Origin of the sequence: Novosphingobium sp. SG751A (assembly GCF_013149295.1) — a bacterium.
Classification (GTDB): Bacteria; Pseudomonadota; Alphaproteobacteria; order Sphingomonadales; family Sphingomonadaceae; genus Novosphingobium.
Genome location: NZ_JABGCB010000017.1, coordinates 46,717 through 66,776, shown reverse-complemented (window position 1 = coordinate 66,776; position 20,060 = coordinate 46,717). Strand labels below are relative to the sequence as shown.

Below are 20,060 nucleotides of genomic sequence, written 5' to 3'. Positions count from 1 at the left end.
ATTAACGATCACGTTCAACGATAAAGCGGGCCAGCGCGCGCAGCAGGTCGGCCTCCGGGCCGTGTGCGGCCAGATGCGCAATCGCCTGATCGATCAGCATCCGCGCCTGTTCGCGCGCGCGATCCGCGCCCAGCAGCGAGACAAAAGTCTCCTTGCCCGCCTCGGCATCCTTGCGCAAAGCCTTGCCCGCCAGCGCCGCATCGCCTTCATGATCCAGCAGATCGTCCACAATCTGGAACGCCAGGCCGATATCGCGGGCATAGGCACGCAGATGGCGACGACCCTCAGGCGCCACCTTGCCCAGAATCGCGCCCAACTCAACCGCCGCGCCCAGCAAGGCACCGGTCTTGAGCTGCTGCAAACGGGTGACGGTCGCCAGATCGAAACTGGCGGTTTCGGCGGCGATGTCCATCATCTGCCCGCCCGCCATGCCATTATGGCCGCTGGCCGTGGCCAGAGTCGTCACCAGTTCGACCCGCACAAAGGGATCGCCGCTGGTGGCCACATCGGCCAGCAATTCAAAGGCAAAGCACTGCAGCGCATCGCCCGCCAGCACCGCCGTGGCCTCGTCAAAGGCCAGATGCAGCGTGGGCTTGCCGTGGCGCAGCGCGTCATTGTCCATACAGGGCAGATCGTCATGGATCAGCGAATAGACATGAACCGATTCGATGGCCGCCCCCACACGCACCGCCGCATTCCGGTCCACCCCATACATATCGGCCACCGCCGCCACCAGCAAAGGCCGCACCCGCTTGCCTCCGCCAATCGTGGCATAGCGCATTGCCTCGAACAGGCGTGCACGCGGATCCTCGGGAACCGGCAGCAGCGAATCGAACGCAGCGTCAATATCGGCCTGAATGCTTTTCAGCCCCTGAGCCAACAAATTATCGGTCACAACAGCCATGGCTTGCCCCTTCCCCTTATTGTTCGTCGAGCGGGCGCAGACCGGCGGGCTCGCCATCAGGCCCGGCCACGATGCGCTCAATACGCGCCTGTGCCGAATCCAGACGGGCCTGACATGCCTTGCGCAGCGATTCGCCGCGTTCATACAAAGTGATCGATTCATCGAGCGGCACTTCGCCGCCCTCCAGCCGGCGCACGACATCTTCCAATGCGCGCAGGGCGTCCTCGAAACTAAGACCGGAAAGCTCGGGCGAACTTGCAATTTCTTGGCTCATGGGTGCAGCCATGGCCCCAATTGCCCGGCCCGGTCAAGGCTCCCCCAAGGGCATCATGCAACTATACACGATCAATAGCGGCCGATACGCTCTGGAAATCTGCCGACCATGGCGCTAAGGGCGCGACCATGACAAACGCCGCCAGCACGATCACCCCCGAAGTTGTCGCCGCCCACGGGCTTAGCACGGAGGAATATGACAAGGTTCTCCACGCACTCGGCCGCGAGCCGAACCTTGTGGAACTGGGCATTTTCTCGGTCATGTGGTCGGAGCATTGCTCGTATAAGTCGAGCCGCCTCCACCTGAAGAAGCTGCCGACCGAGGCGCCCTGGGTCATCTGCGGTCCCGGCGAAAACGCCGGCGTCATCGATATTGGCGATGGTCAGGCCGCCATCTTCAAGATGGAATCGCACAACCACCCCTCCTATATCGAACCCTATCAGGGCGCCGCGACCGGCGTTGGCGGGATCCTGCGTGACGTGTTCACCATGGGTGCGCGCCCGGTGGCCAACATGAACGCACTGCGCTTTGGCCGCCCCGATCACCCCAAGATGAAGCATCTGGTGCAGGGCGTGGTTGCGGGCATCGGCGGCTATGGCAATTGCGTTGGCGTGCCCACCGTTGGCGGCGAAACCAATTTCCACAAGGCCTATGACGGCAACGTCCTTGTGAACGCCATGACCGTTGGCGTGGCCGATACGGACAAGATCTTCTATTCCGCCGCCACAGGTGTGGGCAACCCCATCGTCTATGTCGGATCGAAGACCGGCCGCGACGGCATCCATGGCGCCACCATGGCCAGCGCCGATTTTGGTGACGACATCGAGGAAAAGCGCCCGACCGTGCAGGTTGGCGATCCTTTCGTCGAAAAGCTGCTGATCGAAGCCTGCCTCGAACTGATGGCCACAGACGCCATCGTCGCCATTCAGGACATGGGTGCCGCTGGCCTCACGTCCTCTTCGGTGGAAATGGCCACCAATGGCAAGGCCGGCATCATCCTCAACATGGACAAGGTGCCCTGCCGCGAAACCGGCATGACGCCCTATGAAATGATGCTCTCGGAAAGCCAGGAGCGTATGCTCATGGTGCTGAAGCCCGGCAAGGAGCCGATGGCCGAAGCGATCTTCAAAAAGTGGGAGCTGGACTTTGCCGTGATCGGCGAAGTGACCGACACCGGCCACATGGTGCTGACCTTCAAGGGCGAGGAAGTCTGCAACATCCCGCTCGGCCCCTTGGCCGAGGATGCTCCGCTCTATGACCGCCCCTCCACGCCCACGCCCAAGCCCGCCCCGCTGGGCGATGTGGCCGAAAGCGCGGACATTGGCGCGGATCTGCTCAAGCTGATCGGCTGCCCCGATCTGGCCTCGCGCAAGTGGATTTTCGAGCAATACGATTCGCAGGTCGGCGGCGACACGCTGCAAAAGAGCGGCGGCGATGCGGCCGTGGTGCGCGTGCATGGCACCGACAAGGCACTGGCCATCAGCACCGACTGCACCCCGCGCTATTGCTTCGTCGATCCCTATGAAGGCGGCAAGCAGGCCGTGGCCGAAACATGGCGCAACATCTGCGCGGTGGGCGCAACGCCGCTGGCGATCACCAACTGCCTCAACTTCGCCAACCCCCAGCGCCCGGAAATCATGGGCCAGATCGTGGGCTGCCTCGAAGGCATGGGCGATGCCTGCCGCGCGCTGGACTATCCCATCGTGTCGGGCAACGTCTCGCTCTACAACGAATCGAAGGCCACCGGCGGCGGTTCGGCCATCCTGCCCACGCCCGCCATCGGCGGCGTCGGCCTGATGCTGAACCACGAAAAGATGGCCACCGTGAAATTCAAGAACGCGGGCGATGCGATCTGGCTGATCGGGCCGGAAGGCTCGCATCTGGGTCAGTCGATCTGGCTGCGCGAAGTGGCCGGGCGCGAGGAAGGCCCCGCACCTGCCGTGGACCTGAACCTCGAGCGCCGCAACGGCGAAACCGTGCGCCAGTTGATCGCCGATGGCTTGGCCACCGCTGTGCATGACGTTTCGGATGGCGGCCTGCTGGTGGCTCTGGCCGAAATGGCGATGGCCGGCGGCATCGGCGCGCGACTCGACGTGACCTTCAACACCGCCCAGGCCTTTGGCGAGGACCAGTCGCGCTATGTCGTGACCACGGCGGCCGATGTCGTGCTCGAAGGCGCGGTGCGTCTGGGCACCGTGGGCGGCGCGGACGTCGCGGGCGTGCTGGTGTCGGATCTCAAGAAGGCCAATGAGGCGTTCTTCAAGGATTGGATGGAGGGCTGATTTCAGCCTCCGGCGGGCAAAGGGCCGAGGCCCTTTGCCCGCCGGAGGCATAAATCCCTTACGTCAAAACCCAATCGCTCTCCGCCACGCCCAGCAAACGCAACACCGCCGTCAGATCCCCGCGATCCACCCAGCCATTGGCCGCCGCGCGCGCCTTGGGCTTGGCCTCGAAGGCCACGCCATAGGCCGCCGCTTCGATCATCGGGATGTCATTGGCGCCATCGCCGGTGGCCAGCGCCACGGCCCCCTCGCCCAGCGCCGCCATTTCCTCGATCAACGTCGCTTTCTTGGTGCTGCTGTCGCAGATCGGGCCGTCGAGCCCGCCGGTCAGCCGCCCATCGGCCACCGCGAGTCGATTGGCCACCACACGCTCGAAACCGAGTTGCTCGGCCACGGGGTCGGCAAACTGGTGGAAACCGCCGGTCACCAGCACGGTGCGGCAGCCCTTCGCCTTCAACGTTTCGACCAGCACCTTGGCGCCCTTCATCGGGGCGATACGCTGATCGAGGCAGTCCTGAATCGCCTGCGCGGGCAGATCCTTGAGCAGGCCCACGCGCTCGGTCAAGGCCTGCGCAAAATCCAGCTCGCCGCGCATAGCGCGCTCGGTGATGTCGGCGACGCGGTCCTTGATCCCTGCGAAATCGGCCAGTTCATCGATGCATTCGGCCGAAATCATCGTCGAATCCATGTCCGAGATAAACAGCTTAGGGATACGCACCTTATGATTGACGATCAGCGCGTCCGACACGCCCACATGGGTGTCGATGGCCCCGCGCAGATCCTCCAGCGCCACGCCTTCGACGATGACTTCCCACACATTGCCCGGCAGTTCCCGCGCATCGGCCGAAGCATCGCCTTCGCTCAAAGCCTCCAGCAACACATCAATCCTTGCCGACAGGTCCTCGCAATCTGCTAATACGCGCGCAATGAGCACCGAAATATCCCTTCAAAACCTTGCGAGCCCGTCGGCCCGCCCATGCGTGGGCCTCATCGCAGGCCCGACCGCCAGCGGCAAGAGCGATATTGCGCTCTCGCTTGCCCGCGCGCTGGAAAGTTCCGGACGGCGGGCAGTCATCGTCAATGCCGACAGCGCTCAGCTTTATTCCGACCTGCCGGTCCTCTCCGCCGCCCCCTCGGCGCCGGAGCAGGCGGAAATCCCCCATCGCCTCTATGGCGCATGGGATGGGGCGCAAAGCTGCTCGGCCGCCGATTGGGCGACGCGGGCGCGGGACGAGATCGCGGCGGCCCATGGCGCGGGGGCCGTGCCGATCCTTGTGGGCGGCACCGGGCTCTACCTGCGCACGCTGCTCTATGGCATCGCGCCCGTGCCCGATATCGCGCCCGAAGTGCGCGAAGCGGTCCGCGCCATGCCCGTGGGCACGGCGCATGAGGAACTGGCGCGCCTCGACCCCGAACGGGCCGCCGCATTGCACGCCAATGACACCACCCGCGTCCATCGCGCCTTGGAGGTGGTCCGCTCGACCGGGCAGACGCTCGCCCATTGGCAGCAAAGGCTGGAGGGCGGGATTGGCGAGACGATCCGGTTGGCCCCACTGATCCTGCTGCCCGACCGCGACTGGCTTTATGAACGCTGCGACCGGCGCTTTGGGCTGATGGTACAGCAGGGTGCGCTGGCAGAGGTCGAGGCGTTGCTGGCGCGCGGGCTGGACCCGGCGCTGCCGGTGATGCGGGCGATCGGGGTCGCCTCGTTGGCGGCGCATCTGCGCGGGGATATGACTTTAGCCGAAGCGATAGCCGATGGCGCGCAGACCACCCGCCAATATGCCAAGCGCCAATACACATGGTTTCGTCATCAGCCGCCCACCGACTGGCCGCGCAGCAGCGACACAAATGTCTCCCTGAAATCACATTTTGATATTTTATTTCACCATTAACGCTTGACGAGACATTTTGCATCACCTAGAGCGCATCCCGTCATTGGCAGACAGGCGTGCAACCGCATGTATGCCAATGGGGCAAGGTCGGGCCAAGCCCCGCGAAATGGCTGAATTTCGCGGTTTCCCACCATTTCCCCTCTTGCGCAGCAGGCCAAGCTTGGCCATGGCCGCGCGATTGTCGTGAGCACGCCCCCCATACGGGGCCGGTGGCCGCAAACATTGTGATAGAAGGATGGATTCCCGTGAGCCAAGAGCTGAGCGGTGCGCAAATTCTGGTTGAAAGCCTTGCCCGTCAGGGGGTCGAATGCGTATTCGGCTATCCGGGCGGCGCAGTGCTGCCGATCTATGACGCGTTGTTTAACGATGCACGCATGCGCCACATCCTTGTCCGCCACGAAGCGGGCGCGGCCCATGCCGCCGAAGGCTATGCCCGCTCCACCGGCAAGCCGGGCGTGGTGCTGGTCACATCCGGCCCCGGCGCGACCAATGCCGTCACCGGCATTGCCGATGCGTTCCTCGATTCGATCCCGATGGTGGTCATCACCGGCCAGGTCGGCACGCCGCTGATCGGCTCGGACGCGTTTCAGGAAGCCGACACGGTTGGCATCACGCGCCACTGCTGCAAGCATAATTATCTGGTCAAGGACCCGACCGATCTGGCCGCGATCATCGACGAGGCGTTTCAGATCGCCACGACGGGTCGCCCCGGCCCGGTCGTGATCGACATCCCCAAGGATGTGCAGATCGCCACCGCCGCCTTCCCCGAAGGCCCGGTCCAGCGTCGCAACCGCTATCAGCCGCGCATGGCAGGCAGCGAGAGCGAGATCGCGCAGGCGGTTGAACTGCTGGCCAACGCCAAGGCGCCGGTGCTGTACACCGGCGGCGGCGTGATCAATTCCGGCCCCCGCGCGGCCGAATTGCTGCGCCGGCTTCAAGCGCTGACGGGGGCTCCCGTCACCTCGACGCTGATGGGTCTGGGCGCGTTTCCGGCCGATCATGACGACTGGCTGGGCATGTTGGGCATGCATGGCACGTATGAGGCCAACTGGGCGATGAATCAGGCCGACCTGATCCTGTGCATCGGCGCGCGCTGGGACGACCGCGTGACGGGCCGTCTGGATGCCTTTGCGCCCAATTCGACCAAGATCCACATCGACATCGACCGTTCCAGCATCAACAAGATCGTCCGCGTCGATCTGCCCATCGTGGGCGATTGCGCGACCGTTCTGGATCAGATCATCGCAGCTTGGGGCAATCGCAAGCCGCAGGACCTGACCGCGTGGAAAGAGCGCGTCAAGGGCTGGAAGGCGAAGAAGAGCCTGTCTTATCCGCGCTATAACAGCACAATCGCCCCGCAATATGCGATCGAGCGCCTGTTCGAGCTGACCAAGGACCGCGATCCCGTCATCAGCACCGAGGTGGGCCAGCATCAGATGTGGGCCGCGCAATATTTCCACTTCTTCGGCCCCAACAAGTGGCTGACGAGCGGTGGTCTGGGCACGATGGGCTACGGTCTGCCCGCCGCCATCGGCGCGCAATTGGGCAATCCTGACAGCCTGGTGATCGACATTGCCGGTGACGCCTCGATCCAGATGAACATTCAGGAACTGGGCACCGCCACGCAATATCGCCTGCCGGTCAAGGTGTTCATTTTGAACAACGAATGGATGGGCATGGTCCGCCAGTGGCAGGAACTGACCTATGAAAGCCGTTATTCGAACAGCTATTCGGACTCGCTGCCCGATTTCGTGAAGCTGGCCGAGGCCTATGGCTGGAAGGGCATCCGCATCCAGAACGAATCTGAACTGGACGCAGGCATTCAGGCGATGATCGACCATCCGGGACCGGTGATCGTGGATTGCTGTGTTCACAAGGAAACCAACTGCTTCCCGATGATCCCCTCGGGCGCGGCGCATACCGACATGATCCTCTATGGCGACAATGTGGCCGGGATCATCGACGATGAAGCCAAGGCGCTGGTGTAAGGAGGGCGAGAGAGATGATGAAGATCAAACACGCCGCCGAGGAACGCCATGTCCTGATGCTGGTGGTCGACAATGAGGCGGGCATTCTGGCCAAGATCGCGGGCCTGTTCACCGCGCGCGGCTATAATATCGACAGTCTGACCGTCTCGGAAATCACCGAGGATCATTCAACCAGCCGCATCACCATCGTGACGCATGGCCCGCCCGATGTGATCGATCAGATCCATGCCCAGCTCGACCGTCTTGTGCCGGTGCATAAGGTGATCGATCTGACCGAGGAAGGCCCCTATGTCGAGCGCGAGCTGGCGCTGGTCAAGGTCGTGGGCAAGGGTGAGAACCGGGTTGAGGCGCTGCGCCTTGCCGATGTGTTCCGCGCGCGCCCGGTCGACACCACCACGCAGAGCTTCATTTTCGAGCTGACCGGCACGCCCGACAAGATCGACATGTTCGTCAGCCTGATGAACGAGCTGGGCCTTGTCGAAACCGCCCGTACCGGCGTGGTGGGCATGGTGCGGGGCACGCGGAAATCCTGAAACTTGACCGGGGCGGCAGTCTGATGCAGATGCCGCGCCAAATCTGAAACCCGCCACCGACAGGTGGCACCTGTCCAGCCCCTTTGGAAGCGCCATGCGCGGGGGCATGCAAGGGGAATTGCTGTGAAGGTCTATTACGACGCCGACGCCGATCTGAACCTGATCGTCAACAAGAAGATCGCCATCCTCGGCTATGGCTCGCAGGGCCACGCCCATGCGCAGAACCTGCGCGATTCGGGCGTCAAGGAAGTGGCCATCGCGCTGCGTCCCGGCTCGGCCTCGGCCGCCAAGGCCGAAGGCGCCGGTTTCAAGGTTCTCTCGAACGCCGAAGCCGCTGCCTGGGCCGACGTTCTCATGATCCTGGCTCCCGACGAGCATCAGGCCGCGATCTATGCCGCCGACCTGCACGCCAACCTGAAACCGGGCGCTGCTCTGGCTTTCGCGCATGGCCTCAACATCCACTTCGGCCTGATCGAGCCGCGCGCCGACATCGACGTGATCATGATCGCCCCCAAGGGTCCGGGCCACACCGTGCGCGGCGAATATGTGAAGGGCGGCGGCGTGCCCTGCCTGGTGGCTATCCATCAGAACGTGACCGGCAACGCGCATGACATCGCTCTGGCCTATGCCAGCGGCGTTGGCGGTGGCCGCTCGGGCATCATCGAAACCAACTTCCGCGAAGAATGCGAAACCGACCTGTTCGGCGAGCAGGCCGTGCTGTGCGGCGGCACCACCGCGCTGGTTCAGGCTGGTTTCGAGACGCTGGTCGAAGCCGGTTATGCGCCGGAAATGGCCTATTTCGAATGCCTTCACGAGCTGAAGCTGATCGTCGACCTGATGTATGAAGGCGGCATCGCCAACATGCGTTATTCGATCTCGAACACCGCCGAATATGGCGACATCGTGACCGGCCCGCGCATCATCACCGACGAAACCAAGAAGGAAATGAAGCGCGTTCTGGAAGACATCCAGTCGGGCCGCTTCGTGAAGAACTTCGTTCTCGACAACCGCGCAGGCCAGCCCGAACTGAAGGCTTCGCGCATCGCCGCCAAGCGTCACCCGATCGAGGAAACCGGCGCCAAGCTGCGCGCCATGATGCCCTGGATCGGCGCCAACAAGCTGGTTGACCAGACCAAGAACTAAGATCTTCAAAGGTTTTACGTTCAAAAGCGCGTCGTGTGGCTTCACACGGCGCGCTTTTTGTTGTGAGGAATGGCGCATGGTCCAGCGCGCAAACCACATTCTGATCTGTTTCCACGATTTCAATCGGGGCGGCACAGAGCGTATCGCGCTGGGCATGGCGCGGCGCTGGTTGGATAAGGGCCGTCGGGTAACGATCCTGTGCGGCGCGCGGACGGGCGGGCTTGAGGATACGGTCGATCCGCGCATCGAGGTCGTCGAACTCGCCCCCCCCTTGTCGCGCAGCCTGACCTCGCGCCTGCGACTCGGGCCTGCGATGGCACCCTATGTGAAGCGCCTGAGGCCCGATGTGATCTTCCTGCCGGGCAATTTCCATTTCCCGCTGATCCCTGCGCTGGCCAAGGTGCGCGGGGCTGCCGCATTGGTGGTGAAGATTTCCAATCCCGTCCTGCCCGAAGGGGCGGTGGCGAGACCGATGCGCTGGCTGCTGCGTCATTTTGTCCGTGATCTGGATGGCTTTGCCGCGATGAACACCGGCCTTGAGGCCGAGATCCGCGCCATCGCGCCTTGGGTCAATGTCTCGACGCTCTATGACCCGGTTTTTCTGGCCGACAGCCCTGCCCCACATCATGAGCCCGCAGATCGTCTGGAAATCCTGTGGGCCGGGCGGTTCGAACCGCAGAAGGATGCCCCGCTGGCGCTCAAGACCATTGCTGCCTTAAACCGTATCACGCCTGCGCGGCTGACCATGCTGGGCGAAGGCTATCTGCGCCCGCGTATGGAAAAGATGGCCTACCGCATGGGCCTTGGCGATACGGTGCGTTTCATGGGTCACGTCCCGGCGATTGACCCCTTTCTGGCCGATGCGGATGCGCTGTTCGTATCCAGCACGTTCGAGGGCGGCCCTGCGGTGGCTGTTGAGGCGCTGGCGCATGGCGTGCCGGTGGTTTCGACCGATTGCTCGCATTTCCTGCGCGACATCATGACCATTCCCGAGGCAGGCATGATCGTGCCAAGCCGCAAGGCGGAATTGCTGGCGCAAGGCTTGCTGGTCGTGGCGCAGTCCCCCCGCCCCACCACCGCGCTGCTGCGCCCGCTGATCACTCATCTGGCCGCCGACCCTTGCGCGGATGCCTATCTGGCGTGGTTCGATCAGGTCGTGCATGATCGCGCCGCAAGCATGGGGAACTGAGCATGAGCAAGAGCGACGATTCCTTCGAAACGCGCGGCAGCATCGGTCGGGTCGAAGCCTTTTCCGACGGCGTTTTGGCAATCATCGTCACGATCATGGTGCTCGAACTCCACGCGCCCGAGCAAGAAGGCTGGGAGCCCCTGCTCCGCCTCTGGCCGGTGTTTCTTGCCTATGTTCTCAGCTTTGCCTATGTGGCGATCTATTGGGTAAACCATCACCGCTTGCTCGCCCATGCCGCGCGGGTCACGAACCGGCTGGTATGGAACAATATGGGGCTGCTTTTCACGCTCTCGCTGGTGCCCTTTGCCACGGCTTATCTTGGCGAGCATCATTTCAGCCGGGATGCCACGATGCTCTATCTGGGCGTGATGCTGGCGCCGGCGGTCTGTTATATCCCCTTGCAGGCCGATGTGCGCCGCCATGGCCACCGCACGCCCATCGCCGAGGCCTATTATCGCACCAGCACGCGTAAAGGTCTGGTTTCAACGCTGCTCTATCTTGCCGGGCTTGGGCTTGCCTGCTGGTATCCGTGGGCGGGCATCGCCTGCGCGGGCGCGGTGGCGGTGCTGTGGTTCCTGCCTGCCGGGCCGGTGGACCGCCTGTTCGAAGCCTGCGGCGGGGCTTGAGCCCTTTCGCATCGCGGCGCAATCAAGACTTTACTTCGCGCCGCGATGGCGTCATAGGCTTTCCCCATGATCGCTCATCTGGACCTTACTCTGCGACTTATCCGCCCTTGGGCGTGAGCTGGCGTGCCGGTTGAGCGCGCGCGGCGCTCAAGGGAGCAAGCATCTAGCCTCAAGTCGCACATCCAGCCTTACGAGATCCTGTCATGTCCATGCTGAAAGACCCTTCGGTCAAGTATCGTCCGTTTCCGCAGATCAACATCCCCGATCGCACCTGGCCGTCCAAGGTGATCGAGAAAGCCCCCCGCTGGCTCTCGACCGACCTGCGCGACGGCAACCAGTCGCTGATCGACCCGATGGGCGCGGAAAAGAAGAACCGCTTCTTCGACCTGCTGGTCAAGGTGGGCCTCAAGGAAATCGAGGTCGGCTTCCCCAGCGCGGGCGCGACCGAATATGACTTCATCCGCGGGCTGGTCGATCAGGGCCGTGTGCCGGATGACGTGCTGATTCAGGTGCTGACTCAGGCGCGTGAGGATCTGATCAAGACCTCCTTCGAATCGCTGGCGGGCATCCATTCGGCCATCGTCCATGTTTATAACGCCGTTTCGCCGCTGTGGCGCAACGTGGTGTTCGGCATGGAAAAGCCGCAGGTGCGCGGCATTGCCGAAAACGCCGCAAAGCTGCTCCGCGACAATGCCGCGCGTTTCCCGCAGACCAAGTGGCAGTTCGAATATAGCCCCGAAACCTTCTCCACCGCCGAGCTGGATTTCAGCATCGAGTGCTGCGAGGCGGTGATGAACATTCTCCAGCCGACGCCGGAGAACCCGATCATCCTGAACCTGCCTGCGACGGTCGAATGCGCTACGCCCAATGTTTACGCCGACCAGATCGAGTATTTCTGCCGCAACCTGCCCAATCGCGAAAGCGCGGTGATTTCGCTGCACACGCATAACGATCGTGGCACGGGCGTGGCGGCGGCCGAACTGGGCCTGATGGCGGGCGCGGACCGCGTTGAGGGCTGTCTGTTCGGCAATGGCGAGCGCACGGGCAATTGCTGCCTGGTGACCGTGGCCATGAATATGTACACGCAGGGCGTGGCGCCGGGTCTGGACTTCTCGGACATTGACGAGGTGATCCAGACGGTCGAATATTGCAACCAACTGCCTGTGGCCGAGCGCCATCCCTATGGCGGCGAACTGGTGTTCACGGCCTTTTCCGGCAGCCATCAGGACGCGATCAAGAAGGGCTTTGCCGCGCAGGAGCAGCGCAACGATCAGCTCTGGGCCGTGCCCTATTTGCCCATCGATCCGGCCGATCTGGGCCGTTCCTATGAGGCCGTCATCCGCGTCAATTCGCAGAGCGGCAAGGGCGGCTTTGCCTGGGTGCTGGAGCAGGATCAGGGGCTGAAACTGCCCAAGAAGATGCAGGCGCATTTCAGCCGCCATGTGCAGGAACTGGCCGATCAACTGGGCCGCGAACTGGTGGCGGGCGATATCTGGGATGTGTTCCAGCGCGTCTATTACGTCAATGATCCCCAGCATCTGCAACTGGTCGATTACGAGGAAGCGCGCGCCCCCGACGGCACCCGCGTGTTCGCCGGCAAGATCGGCGTCGATGGTCAGGAACGCAGCGTCTCCGGGCGCGGCAATGGCCTGATCTCCTCCGTAGTCGCCACGCTGGCCGAGCATTTCGGGGTTGAGATCTCGGTGAAGGATTATTCCGAACACGCGCTCTCGGCCGGTTCGGAAGCCAAGGCTGCGGCCTATATTGAGGCCGTCGGGCCCGATGGTCAGACCGTGTGGGGCGTTGGCCTCGACAATGACATCGCCACCGCCTCGGTACGCGCGGTGCTGAGCGCAGCCAATGCGTTGAAGCCTGCCTGATCGAGAGCCTATCGCACAAAAAGAAAGGCCAGGGAGCGATCCCCGGCCTTTCTTTTTGCCCGCTCGCGCTTCCCAAGCGCCCAAAGAAAAGGCGCCCCCGCCTTTCGACGGGAGCGCCCAATTCCTTAGCCAAAGCTCTGCTTAGCGATAGCAGACCTTCTTGACCGCCTCGATGATGCGGGGCGTGTTGATCAGCGCGGCCTTTTCGAGGTTCGCCGCATAAGGCAGCGGAACGTCTTCATTGCACACGCGGACAACCGGCGCGTCAAGATAGTCGAAGCCGTCTTCCATCGCGATGGCCGCGATTTCCGAAGCGATCGAGCAGGTCGGCCAGCCTTCTTCGGCCACGACAAGGCGGTTGGTCTTGGCCAGCGAGGCCAGCACCGTTTCCTTGTCCAACGGACGCAGCGTGCGAAGGTCGATGACCTCGGCGTCGATGCCTTCCGCTGCCAGCGCTTCGGCGGCTTCGAGAGCCAGACCCACGCCAATCGAATAGGACACGATGGTCACGTCCTTGCCCTCACGCATGATGCGAGCCTTGCCGATGGGCAGAACGTGGTCGTCCAGCTCGGGCAGCTCGAACGAGCGGCCATAGATCAACTCGTTTTCAAGGAACACGACCGGATCTTCGCTGCGGATCGCGGCCTTGAGCAAGCCCTTGGCATCCGAAGCGTCATAGGGCGCGATCACGATCAGGCCCGGAACGTTGGCATACCACGGACCATAGTTCTGCGAGTGCTGCGCGCCCACGCGGCTGGCCGCACCGTTCGGGCCACGGAACACCACCGGGCAACGCATCTGGCCGCCCGACATATAGTTGGTCTTGGCCGCCGAGTTGATGATGTGGTCAATCGCCTGCATGGCGAAGTTGAACGTCATGAACTCGATGACAGGACGCAGGCCACCCATCGCCGCACCTGTACCGATACCGGCAAAGCCATATTCGGTGATCGGCGTGTCGATGACGCGCTTGGGCCCGAATTCGGCCAGCAGACCCTGGGTCACCTTATAGGCGCCCTGATATTCGGCCACTTCTTCGCCCATCACGAAGACGCGCGGATCGCGGCGCATTTCCTCGGCCATCGCGTCACGCAGCGCGTCACGTACGGTCGAGGTCTTCATGTTGGTGCCATGCGGCACAACCGGGTCGGCCGGACGGGGCGCGGCAGCAGGCGCCGAGGCAGCGGCAGCCGGAGCGGCGGCAGGCGCAGCAGCGGGAGCCGAAGCGGCAGGTGCCGCCTCACCTTCGCCACCGATCAGCGCGATGACCGTGCCGACCTTCACGCCTTCGGTGCCTTCAGCGATCAGGATCGAACCGATGGTGCCTTCGTCCACAGCTTCGAATTCCATCGTCGCCTTGTCGGTTTCGATTTCGGCCAGAATGTCGCCGGAACGCACTTCATCGCCAACCTTGACCAGCCACTTGGCCAGCTTGCCCTCTTCCATGGTGGGCGAGAGGGCGGGCATCTTGAGTTCAATCGCCATCTCAGTAAGTCTCCACCAGAACGTCGGTATACAATTCGGGCATAGCCGGCTCGGGCGAGCTTTCCGCGAAATCGGCCGCTTCGGTGCAGATGGTGCGAATGCGCTTTTCGATTTCCTTGAGCTTTTCCTCAGGGATGCCGCGATCCAGCAGGTCTTTCTTGGCCGCCTCGATCGGGTCGCGGTGGTCGCGTACTTCGTTGACTTCCTCGCGGCTGCGATACTTGGCCGGGTCGGACATCGAGTGGCCGCGATAGCGATAGGTGTTGAGTTCCATCAGCACCGGACCATTGCCCGAACGGACATGCTCGACCGCCAGATTGGCCGCGCTGCGCACTTCCAGAACGTCCATGCCGTTCACGTCCATGCCGGGGATGCGGAAAGCCGCGCCGCGACGATGGAAATGCGTTTCGGCCGACGAACGGTTGACCGCCGTGCCCATCGCATACTGGTTGTTTTCCACAACGAAGATGATCGGCAGGTTCCACAGAGCCGCCATATTGAAGCTCTCGTAAACCTGACCCTGGTTGGCCGCGCCATCGCCGAAATAGGCAACGCACAGGCCGTTGTCTTCGTTGTACTGATGCGCAAAGGCCAGACCCGCGCCCAGCGAGACCTGAGCGCCCACGATGCCGTGGCCGCCATAGAACTTGTGGCTGGTGCTGAACATGTGCATCGAACCGCCCTTGCCGCGGCTGATACCAGCCTCGCGCCCGGTCAATTCGGCCATGATCACCTTGGGATCGATGCCATAGGCCAGCATGTGGCCATGGTCACGATAGCCGGTGATCACGCTGTCGTGGCCTTCTTTCAGCGCCGACTGGATACCGACGGCGACCGCTTCCTGACCGATGTAAAGATGGCAGAAGCCGCCGATCAGGCCAAGGCCGTAGAGTTGGCCTGCCCGTTCCTCGAATCGGCGGATGAGGACCATCTGCTCGTAGAAATGCAGCAATTCCTCATCACTGGCGGCATAGCGCCGATTGGCCTCATAGGCGGCCTGAAGTGCATTGAGGGAGTTATCGGCTGCGGCGGGTGCCGCATTCTGGATTTTGCCGGTTCTGGCCAAGACGCTTCCCCTGAAGGTCGTTATGTTCAGCCTTGCCTATAGGAGTTAGACTCCATCCAGCAAACCGTCACATACGAATTTTGTAATGACCGCGCATCACTTCCAATGGCCCACTTGACAGAGGGCAGGAATCACCGCGCGATCAGTTCACCATCATGATGATCTCGTCGGGATGCGCAACATTAAGATTTTTGCGCAACAATTCTCCGGCCAGATCCGGGTCGGCATGACGCGGATCGAGCAGGTTGACACGGTTGCGCAATTCGTCGCGCTCAACCGCCAGTTTCTGAATTTCCTTATGGCGCTGTTCCAGCAACTGGCGATTCTCGCTCCACGCCAGCAAGCCGCTGGGCCCGGCGATCGCCACGGCAAGCATGATAAGAAGCAGACACAGGGCCACGCCCTGCGCCACAGCTTCACGCGCCATTTTCGGCCTGTGCATTCTTTGTCGCATAATTACCAAGAATCATAATTGGGTTCCGCTTTCAAGCGGGAACGCGCAGGAAACCGGGCAAAACCGCCAAAATTTTCGACAAAACCCCACCCCGCCCGCTCGTCGATAGGTAAACCAACCTAATCCCCGGTTCAGGCCAACTTTGGCGGACTGATTTAGAGAATCAGATCGCATTCCGCTTCAGGACAAAGTCATGTCTCAGCCCGACGCCACCACCGATCCCTATGCTGACCAGCGCAATGCTCCGCGCAACAATTTGCTGCTGTCCTCGATCTGCCACTGGCCCAACCGCCAGATGGATGAACGCGTCAAAATCCGCAATGTTTCGGCCACCGGACTGATGGCCGAGGGCACATTGGGCGCCACGGTCGGCGAAAAGGTCGTGCTGGAATTACGCAATATCGGCGCGATAGAGGGCATTGTGGCATGGGTGCAAAGCAACCGCTTTGGCGTGGCCTTTGCCCGCCCCATCGATCCTGTCCTGTTGCGCACCCCCGCCGAAGTCAGCGCCAAGCAAAACGAAACCCGCGACTATTACCAGCGCGGCCCGGTCTCGGTGCTTACCCGTCAGGATGAAACCCGCACCGACCGCCTGCGCCGCATCTGATTATCGCGCCCGCAGCACCAGCTCAAATCCATCGCGCGGGCGCAGGGTCAACCGCGCCACCACCTGCGGTCTTGGCCGCCCGGCGGGAAATTCCAGCCGGAAATTCCGGATGACCTCGGCCAGAATCAGCGCCGCCTCCTGCTGGGCAAAGCCCGCGCCGATGCAGATTCTCTCGCCCTTGCCAAAGGGTATCCACGCCTCCTTCAACGCCTCGGCCCCCTCGGGCGTGTTGAAGCGATCCGGCGCAAAGGCATGGGGGCACGCCCAGTTGCCCGGATTGCGCTGAACCAGCCACGGCGCGACCAGCATCAATTCGCCCGCCCCGACTCGCTTGTCGCGCATGGTCACGGGCGTATCGGATGTGCGCGGCAAAAACCCCACCGGCGGATAGAGTCGCAGCGCCTCACGATAGAGGTTGCGCACCCCGTCCAGCGCCTTGACATGCTCATAGTCAAGCGGCCCTCCGCCGGTCACAGCCTCGATCTCGGCATGGAGGCGTTCCTGCATCTCCGGACATTCCGAGAGCAGATAGAGCGCCCAGCCCAGCGAGGTCGCCGTCGTCTCATGCCCGGCCAGAAAGATCAGCGCCAACTGGTCCACCAACTCGCCCGTCGTAAACCCAACACCGCTGACCGGATGGCGCGCATCGAGCAGCGCGTCGAGAATATCGCGCCGCTCGCCCGCCGCCCTCCCCTTCGCCGCACGGGCCTCGACAATCGGCGCAAAGACCGCCCGCACCCTCTGCCCCAGCCGCCGCGCCCTGCGCCCCAGCCCAAAGCCGGGCAGCCGATACAGGCGCAGCAGATGCGCCCGCTGTGACACGGTCTGATATTCACCAAAGGCGCGATAGACGGCCCCTGCCTCCGCCTCGCCCAGCTCCACCGAAAAGATCGTGCGAAAGATCACATCGGCCGTCACATGAGTCATCAGCGGATCGACATTCACCACCCGCCCGCCCGCCGCATCGGCCCGCGAATTGTTGACCAAGGCCCGCATCCGCCCGATCATATCCCGCGTGGCCGCCGCCATCAGGGGAAAGGCGCGCTTCAGATTGGTGTGAACAAAGGCCGGATTGACCATCGCGCGCTGGTGCGCCCATTCCTCACCATTGCTGACAAACACGCTGTTGCCGATCATCGGGGCCAGCATGTCATGCACCATTCGATGCTTGGGGAAATGCGCCGCATCGCCCAGCACACGCTCGACCAGCGCCATGTCATTGACCATGAACGCCCGGCCCGCCGGCAATTGCGTCACGCCCAGCTTCATCGTGTAGGCCCGCCCGTGGAGCATATCGAGCCAGCTTTTGCACCATCCCAGATAGAAACGGCGGATCAGCCCCGGCTTTTGGGCCAAAGGCGCGGGATAAGGCGGGATAAAGGGGCATTCATGCATGGCGCTGCGCCTCAAACGCGGCGATGGATTGGGCGATGGGCCGGGCCGAGGCCACCAGCCCCAGATAATCCACCGGCGACGCACGATCCAATCGGCGCAGATAATCGAAATGTGTCTGATACTTGTCCCGCCGCCGCCGCGCATAATGGGCCGGATCGCAATAGGCGAACCAGCGCGGGGTAATCTGCACCAGCCGCTCCGGCGCCTCCTTCGCACGCCCAAGGCATGGCGCGACCAGCGGCACACAGGCCCCATCTGTGACCGAGGCAATGTCGAGCCAGCGAAAATCCCCCGCAGCCACCGCGTCCAGATCCGCGCCAAACCACGCCGCATCCCCTCGGCAGGCGATCAGCTGCACCACACTGCCCAGTGTCACCACTGCGAAATGGTCCGGCATCGCCCCGCCCCGCCGCGCCAGCAAGCGCGCCATCACCATCATCGACAGGATCGTCCCCGCCGAATGGGCGATCAGCAGCACCTCGTCCCAATCCTCGTCCAGCGCCGCCACGATGCGCTCGGCAAAACGGTCCAGCCGATCCTCCAGCCCCGGCGCCTCCTGCCGCGAGACAATCGTGCTGAAAATCACAAAGCGCAGCAGCCACAGGCTGTGCAGCCGTTTCTGCAACTCCATCGCCAGCACCCAGCCCAGCCCCAGCGCCACAGGAAAGGCCAGCCACCCACGCCCGGCCAAGCCCCACAGGCCCAACGAAAACAGCATAGGCAGCGCGATAAACAGCACGCCGGGCGCAAACAGCGTGACCCACCCCGCCCTCGGCCAGCGCCGCGCCAGTCGCCAGTCCAGATGGCGACACAGATGCCAATAGGTCCTTATCCCCTGCCGCAGAAGCGCGGGGGGATGTTTAGCCCATGTGGCGCGAACAATGTCATCCCACACCAGAAATTCATGCGCGCCCGATGCCGCCCCATCGCCCCGCTCCAGCGTCCAGACCACATTGGCCCCCGCCCGACGCCGACGCGACAGGTTCAGCGCGCCATCCTTGGCAGCCTCCTCGGCCAGAATGGCGTGGTAATGGCGGCTGCCGCGCGGATCATAGCCGGGCAGATAGAAGATTTTGCGCTTGAAAGCGGGCGCGGGCGCGGGTCTATCCTTGGCCATGACCGACCGCCAATACTGCCTGTTCATGAACGGCCGCATCCGCAATCGCAACATAGGGTGCAAGCGGCATGACAATGCCTATGGCATCAACGGCGGCGGCACCGGTGCCGACCGGCGCCGCGCCGACCGCGCGCTCTATGTCCATATGCGGGAAAACGGCGATCCGCTGGCCCGGCCGGTGCTGGCTTTCACGCGTCTGTTCGGCTGGTTCTTCTTTAACTATCATGGCAAGCCCTGGCGCGGCCAACTGGTCCGCAAGCTCTTTCCGGGCTACTGAATTTGCCGCGACCGCAACACAAGGCTTGCAGCCGAAATGGCGGAAACGGATGCCGTTTATGGCTTTTTTAGGTGCAAGCTGCGCTGGGGCTGGATAATCTCGGTATCAGAAGAACAAAACATGCCGGCCTCGTCTGGCTTTCCGATCCGCAACTTTGTGTGGTCGCCTTCATCTCAACCTATCCCTAAGCGATATGAAGGCGGCCCCTTTCCTTGCCGTCTGTTTTGTCTGGCCAATGGCCTCTGCTTTACACAGAGGCAGGAACCAGCAGGCGATAGCCCACGCCCGGTTCGGTCAGGATCATCTGGGGATCGGACGGATTGATCTCCAGCTTTTGCCGCAACATGCCGATATAGACGCGCAGATATTGCGGATCGGCCTCGGACCGGCCCCATCCTGCGGCCAGCAGGCGTTTTTGCGTCACTACCTGCCCGGCGCTGTCGGCCAGCATACGCAGCAGATTGTATTCCTTGGGCGAAAGCTTGATCAGATCACCGCGCAGCCGCACCTCGCGCGTGCCGAAATCAATGCTCAGATGGCCCAGATCCAGCCCCTCGGGCACCTCGATCAGATGTTGCCGCCGCCGCAGCGCCGAACGCACCCGCGCCAGCAATTCGCCCAGCACAAAGGGTTTGTCGACATAATCATCGGCCCCTTCGTCCAGCGCAGCGATCTTCTCGGCCTCCTGATGGCGGGCGGAGATGACGATGATCGGGGTCGAGGATGTCTCGCGGATCTTACGAATCACCTGCTTGCCGTCCATATCGGGCAGGCCCAGATCGAGCAGCACCACATCGGGATCGGCCAGCAGGAAACTGGCCAGAGCCGCCGTGCCATCGCTGGCCACGGTCACCTCATGGCCCACCGCGCGCAACGCCGGGCGCAGCGCCGTCACGATGCCCACTTCATCATCCACCAGCAGGATATGACCGCTAACCATATGCT

The 20,060-nt window shown here is 62.8% G+C and carries 19 protein-coding genes; 10 read left to right on the top strand and 9 right to left on the bottom strand.

Translation table 11 applies throughout. From position 1 onward, the window contains the following. Position 1 precedes the first annotated feature (1 nt). Both FHW96_RS20320 and FHW96_RS20315 read right to left on the bottom strand, forming a co-directional pair. Positions 2-904 carry a polyprenyl synthetase family protein gene (locus FHW96_RS20320; protein WP_172342408.1) on the bottom strand — a complete coding sequence of 301 codons (903 nt, stop codon included), beginning with the start codon at positions 902-904 and terminating at the stop codon, positions 2-4. Between the two features lie 16 nt (positions 905-920). Then, the gene (locus FHW96_RS20315) at positions 921-1,178 is read right to left on the bottom strand and encodes an exodeoxyribonuclease VII small subunit (RefSeq protein ID WP_172342407.1); all 258 of its coding nucleotides are present in this window, start codon (positions 1,176-1,178) and stop codon (positions 921-923) included. Between the two features lie 128 nt (positions 1,179-1,306). Between FHW96_RS20315 and purL the strand changes: the two genes are divergently transcribed. Beyond that, a complete protein-coding gene (purL, locus tag FHW96_RS20310) occupies positions 1,307-3,460 on the top strand; it encodes a phosphoribosylformylglycinamidine synthase subunit PurL (RefSeq protein WP_172342406.1) in 2,154 nt (717 codons plus the stop codon). Between the two features lie 58 nt (positions 3,461-3,518). Here purL and serB read toward each other — a convergent pair whose 3' ends face one another. Continuing rightward, positions 3,519-4,394 (bottom strand): phosphoserine phosphatase SerB, encoded by an 876-nt coding sequence (gene serB, locus FHW96_RS20305; RefSeq protein ID WP_172342405.1) that lies wholly within the window; start codon positions 4,392-4,394, stop codon positions 3,519-3,521. On the opposite strand from serB, the gene miaA reads away from it, so the two are divergent. The 7 genes from miaA to leuA all read left to right on the top strand — a co-directional run bounded on the left by miaA (position 4,387) and on the right by leuA (position 12,714). Next, positions 4,387-5,355 carry a tRNA (adenosine(37)-N6)-dimethylallyltransferase MiaA gene (gene miaA / locus FHW96_RS20300; protein WP_172342404.1) on the top strand — a complete coding sequence of 323 codons (969 nt, stop codon included), beginning with the start codon at positions 4,387-4,389 and terminating at the stop codon, positions 5,353-5,355. The genes serB and miaA overlap by 8 nt on opposite strands. Positions 5,356-5,600: 245 nt before the next feature. Then, the gene (ilvB, locus tag FHW96_RS20295; protein ID WP_172342403.1) at positions 5,601-7,343 is read left to right on the top strand and encodes a biosynthetic-type acetolactate synthase large subunit; all 1,743 of its coding nucleotides are present in this window, start codon (positions 5,601-5,603) and stop codon (positions 7,341-7,343) included. A 17-nt stretch (positions 7,344-7,360) separates the two neighbouring features. Then, entirely contained in the window at positions 7,361-7,876 is a 516-nt protein-coding gene (ilvN, locus tag FHW96_RS20290) for an acetolactate synthase small subunit (protein WP_168602881.1), read from the top strand. Between the two features lie 123 nt (positions 7,877-7,999). Beyond that, on the top strand, positions 8,000-9,019 hold the full coding sequence (ilvC, locus tag FHW96_RS20285; protein WP_172342402.1) for a ketol-acid reductoisomerase: 1,020 nt from the start codon (positions 8,000-8,002) through the stop codon (positions 9,017-9,019). Between the two features lie 76 nt (positions 9,020-9,095). Further along, positions 9,096-10,208 (top strand): glycosyltransferase, encoded by a 1,113-nt coding sequence (locus FHW96_RS20280; protein ID WP_172342401.1) that lies wholly within the window; start codon positions 9,096-9,098, stop codon positions 10,206-10,208. 2 nt (positions 10,209-10,210) lie between these two features. Then, positions 10,211-10,834, top strand: a complete 624-nt coding sequence (locus tag FHW96_RS20275) for a TMEM175 family protein (RefSeq protein ID WP_172342400.1) — start codon at positions 10,211-10,213, stop codon at positions 10,832-10,834. Positions 10,835-11,037: 203 nt separating this feature from the next. Next, on the top strand, positions 11,038-12,714 hold the full coding sequence (gene leuA, locus FHW96_RS20270; protein ID WP_172342399.1) for a 2-isopropylmalate synthase: 1,677 nt from the start codon (positions 11,038-11,040) through the stop codon (positions 12,712-12,714). 141 nt (positions 12,715-12,855) lie between these two features. Here the strand turns inward: leuA and FHW96_RS20265 are convergent, their stop codons facing one another. From FHW96_RS20265 to FHW96_RS20255, 3 genes are all read right to left on the bottom strand, one after another. Then, positions 12,856-14,199: a pyruvate dehydrogenase complex E1 component subunit beta gene (locus tag FHW96_RS20265; protein ID WP_172342398.1), complete on the bottom strand. Its 1,344-nt coding sequence runs from the start codon at positions 14,197-14,199 to the stop codon at positions 12,856-12,858. Between the two features lies 1 nt (position 14,200). Next, positions 14,201-15,265 (bottom strand): pyruvate dehydrogenase (acetyl-transferring) E1 component subunit alpha, encoded by a 1,065-nt coding sequence (pdhA, locus tag FHW96_RS20260; protein WP_172342397.1) that lies wholly within the window; start codon positions 15,263-15,265, stop codon positions 14,201-14,203. A 142-nt stretch (positions 15,266-15,407) separates the two neighbouring features. Beyond that, positions 15,408-15,692, bottom strand: a complete 285-nt coding sequence (locus tag FHW96_RS20255) for a septum formation initiator family protein (protein WP_253951110.1) — start codon at positions 15,690-15,692, stop codon at positions 15,408-15,410. 220 nt (positions 15,693-15,912) lie between these two features. Here FHW96_RS20255 and FHW96_RS20250 point away from each other — a divergent pair, with 220 nt between their 5' ends. Continuing rightward, positions 15,913-16,326, top strand: coding sequence for a PilZ domain-containing protein (locus FHW96_RS20250; protein WP_172342395.1), 414 nt, complete (start codon positions 15,913-15,915; stop codon positions 16,324-16,326). Here the strand turns inward: FHW96_RS20250 and FHW96_RS20245 are convergent, their stop codons facing one another. Both FHW96_RS20245 and FHW96_RS20240 read right to left on the bottom strand, forming a co-directional pair. Further along, entirely contained in the window at positions 16,327-17,721 is a 1,395-nt protein-coding gene (locus FHW96_RS20245) for a cytochrome P450 (RefSeq protein WP_172342394.1), read from the bottom strand. Next, positions 17,714-18,838, bottom strand: a complete 1,125-nt coding sequence (locus FHW96_RS20240; protein ID WP_172342393.1) for a hypothetical protein — start codon at positions 18,836-18,838, stop codon at positions 17,714-17,716. The genes FHW96_RS20245 and FHW96_RS20240 overlap by 8 nt, the downstream gene beginning before the upstream one ends. Here FHW96_RS20240 and FHW96_RS20235 point away from each other — a divergent pair. After that, positions 18,837-19,115 carry a hypothetical protein gene (locus tag FHW96_RS20235; protein ID WP_253951109.1) on the top strand — a complete coding sequence of 93 codons (279 nt, stop codon included), beginning with the start codon at positions 18,837-18,839 and terminating at the stop codon, positions 19,113-19,115. The two genes, FHW96_RS20240 and FHW96_RS20235, sit on opposite strands and share 2 nt — an antisense overlap. A gap of 247 nt (positions 19,116-19,362) precedes the next feature. Here the strand turns inward: FHW96_RS20235 and FHW96_RS20230 are convergent, their stop codons facing one another. Beyond that, positions 19,363-20,055, bottom strand: a complete 693-nt coding sequence (locus FHW96_RS20230; protein WP_168602516.1) for a response regulator transcription factor — start codon at positions 20,053-20,055, stop codon at positions 19,363-19,365. Positions 20,056-20,060: the final 5 nt, after the last annotated feature.

Excerpts from the sequence above, each read along its gene's own strand:
- FHW96_RS20320 (WP_172342408.1), bottom strand. The coding sequence starts at position 904 with ATGGCTGTTGTGACCGATAATTTGTTGGCTCAGGGGCTGAAAAGCATT.
- FHW96_RS20315 (WP_172342407.1), bottom strand. The coding sequence starts at position 1,178 with ATGAGCCAAGAAATTGCAAGTTCGCCCGAGCTTTCCGGTCTTAGTTTC.
- purL (WP_172342406.1), top strand. The coding sequence starts at position 1,307 with ATGACAAACGCCGCCAGCACGATCACCCCCGAAGTTGTCGCCGCCCAC.
- miaA (WP_172342404.1), top strand. The coding sequence starts at position 4,387 with ATGAGCACCGAAATATCCCTTCAAAACCTTGCGAGCCCGTCGGCCCGC.
- ilvN (WP_168602881.1), top strand. The coding sequence starts at position 7,361 with ATGAAGATCAAACACGCCGCCGAGGAACGCCATGTCCTGATGCTGGTG.
- FHW96_RS20280 (WP_172342401.1), top strand. The coding sequence starts at position 9,096 with ATGGTCCAGCGCGCAAACCACATTCTGATCTGTTTCCACGATTTCAAT.
- FHW96_RS20275 (WP_172342400.1), top strand. The coding sequence starts at position 10,211 with ATGAGCAAGAGCGACGATTCCTTCGAAACGCGCGGCAGCATCGGTCGG.
- leuA (WP_172342399.1), top strand. The coding sequence starts at position 11,038 with ATGTCCATGCTGAAAGACCCTTCGGTCAAGTATCGTCCGTTTCCGCAG.
- FHW96_RS20265 (WP_172342398.1), bottom strand. The coding sequence starts at position 14,199 with ATGGCGATTGAACTCAAGATGCCCGCCCTCTCGCCCACCATGGAAGAG.
- FHW96_RS20255 (WP_253951110.1), bottom strand. The coding sequence starts at position 15,692 with ATGGCGCGTGAAGCTGTGGCGCAGGGCGTGGCCCTGTGTCTGCTTCTT.
- FHW96_RS20250 (WP_172342395.1), top strand. The coding sequence starts at position 15,913 with ATGTCTCAGCCCGACGCCACCACCGATCCCTATGCTGACCAGCGCAAT.
- FHW96_RS20245 (WP_172342394.1), bottom strand. The coding sequence starts at position 17,721 with ATGCATGAATGCCCCTTTATCCCGCCTTATCCCGCGCCTTTGGCCCAA.
- FHW96_RS20235 (WP_253951109.1), top strand. The coding sequence starts at position 18,837 with ATGACCGACCGCCAATACTGCCTGTTCATGAACGGCCGCATCCGCAAT.
- FHW96_RS20240 (WP_172342393.1), bottom strand. The coding sequence starts at position 18,838 with ATGGCCAAGGATAGACCCGCGCCCGCGCCCGCTTTCAAGCGCAAAATC.
- FHW96_RS20230 (WP_168602516.1), bottom strand. The coding sequence starts at position 20,055 with ATGGTTAGCGGTCATATCCTGCTGGTGGATGATGAAGTGGGCATCGTG.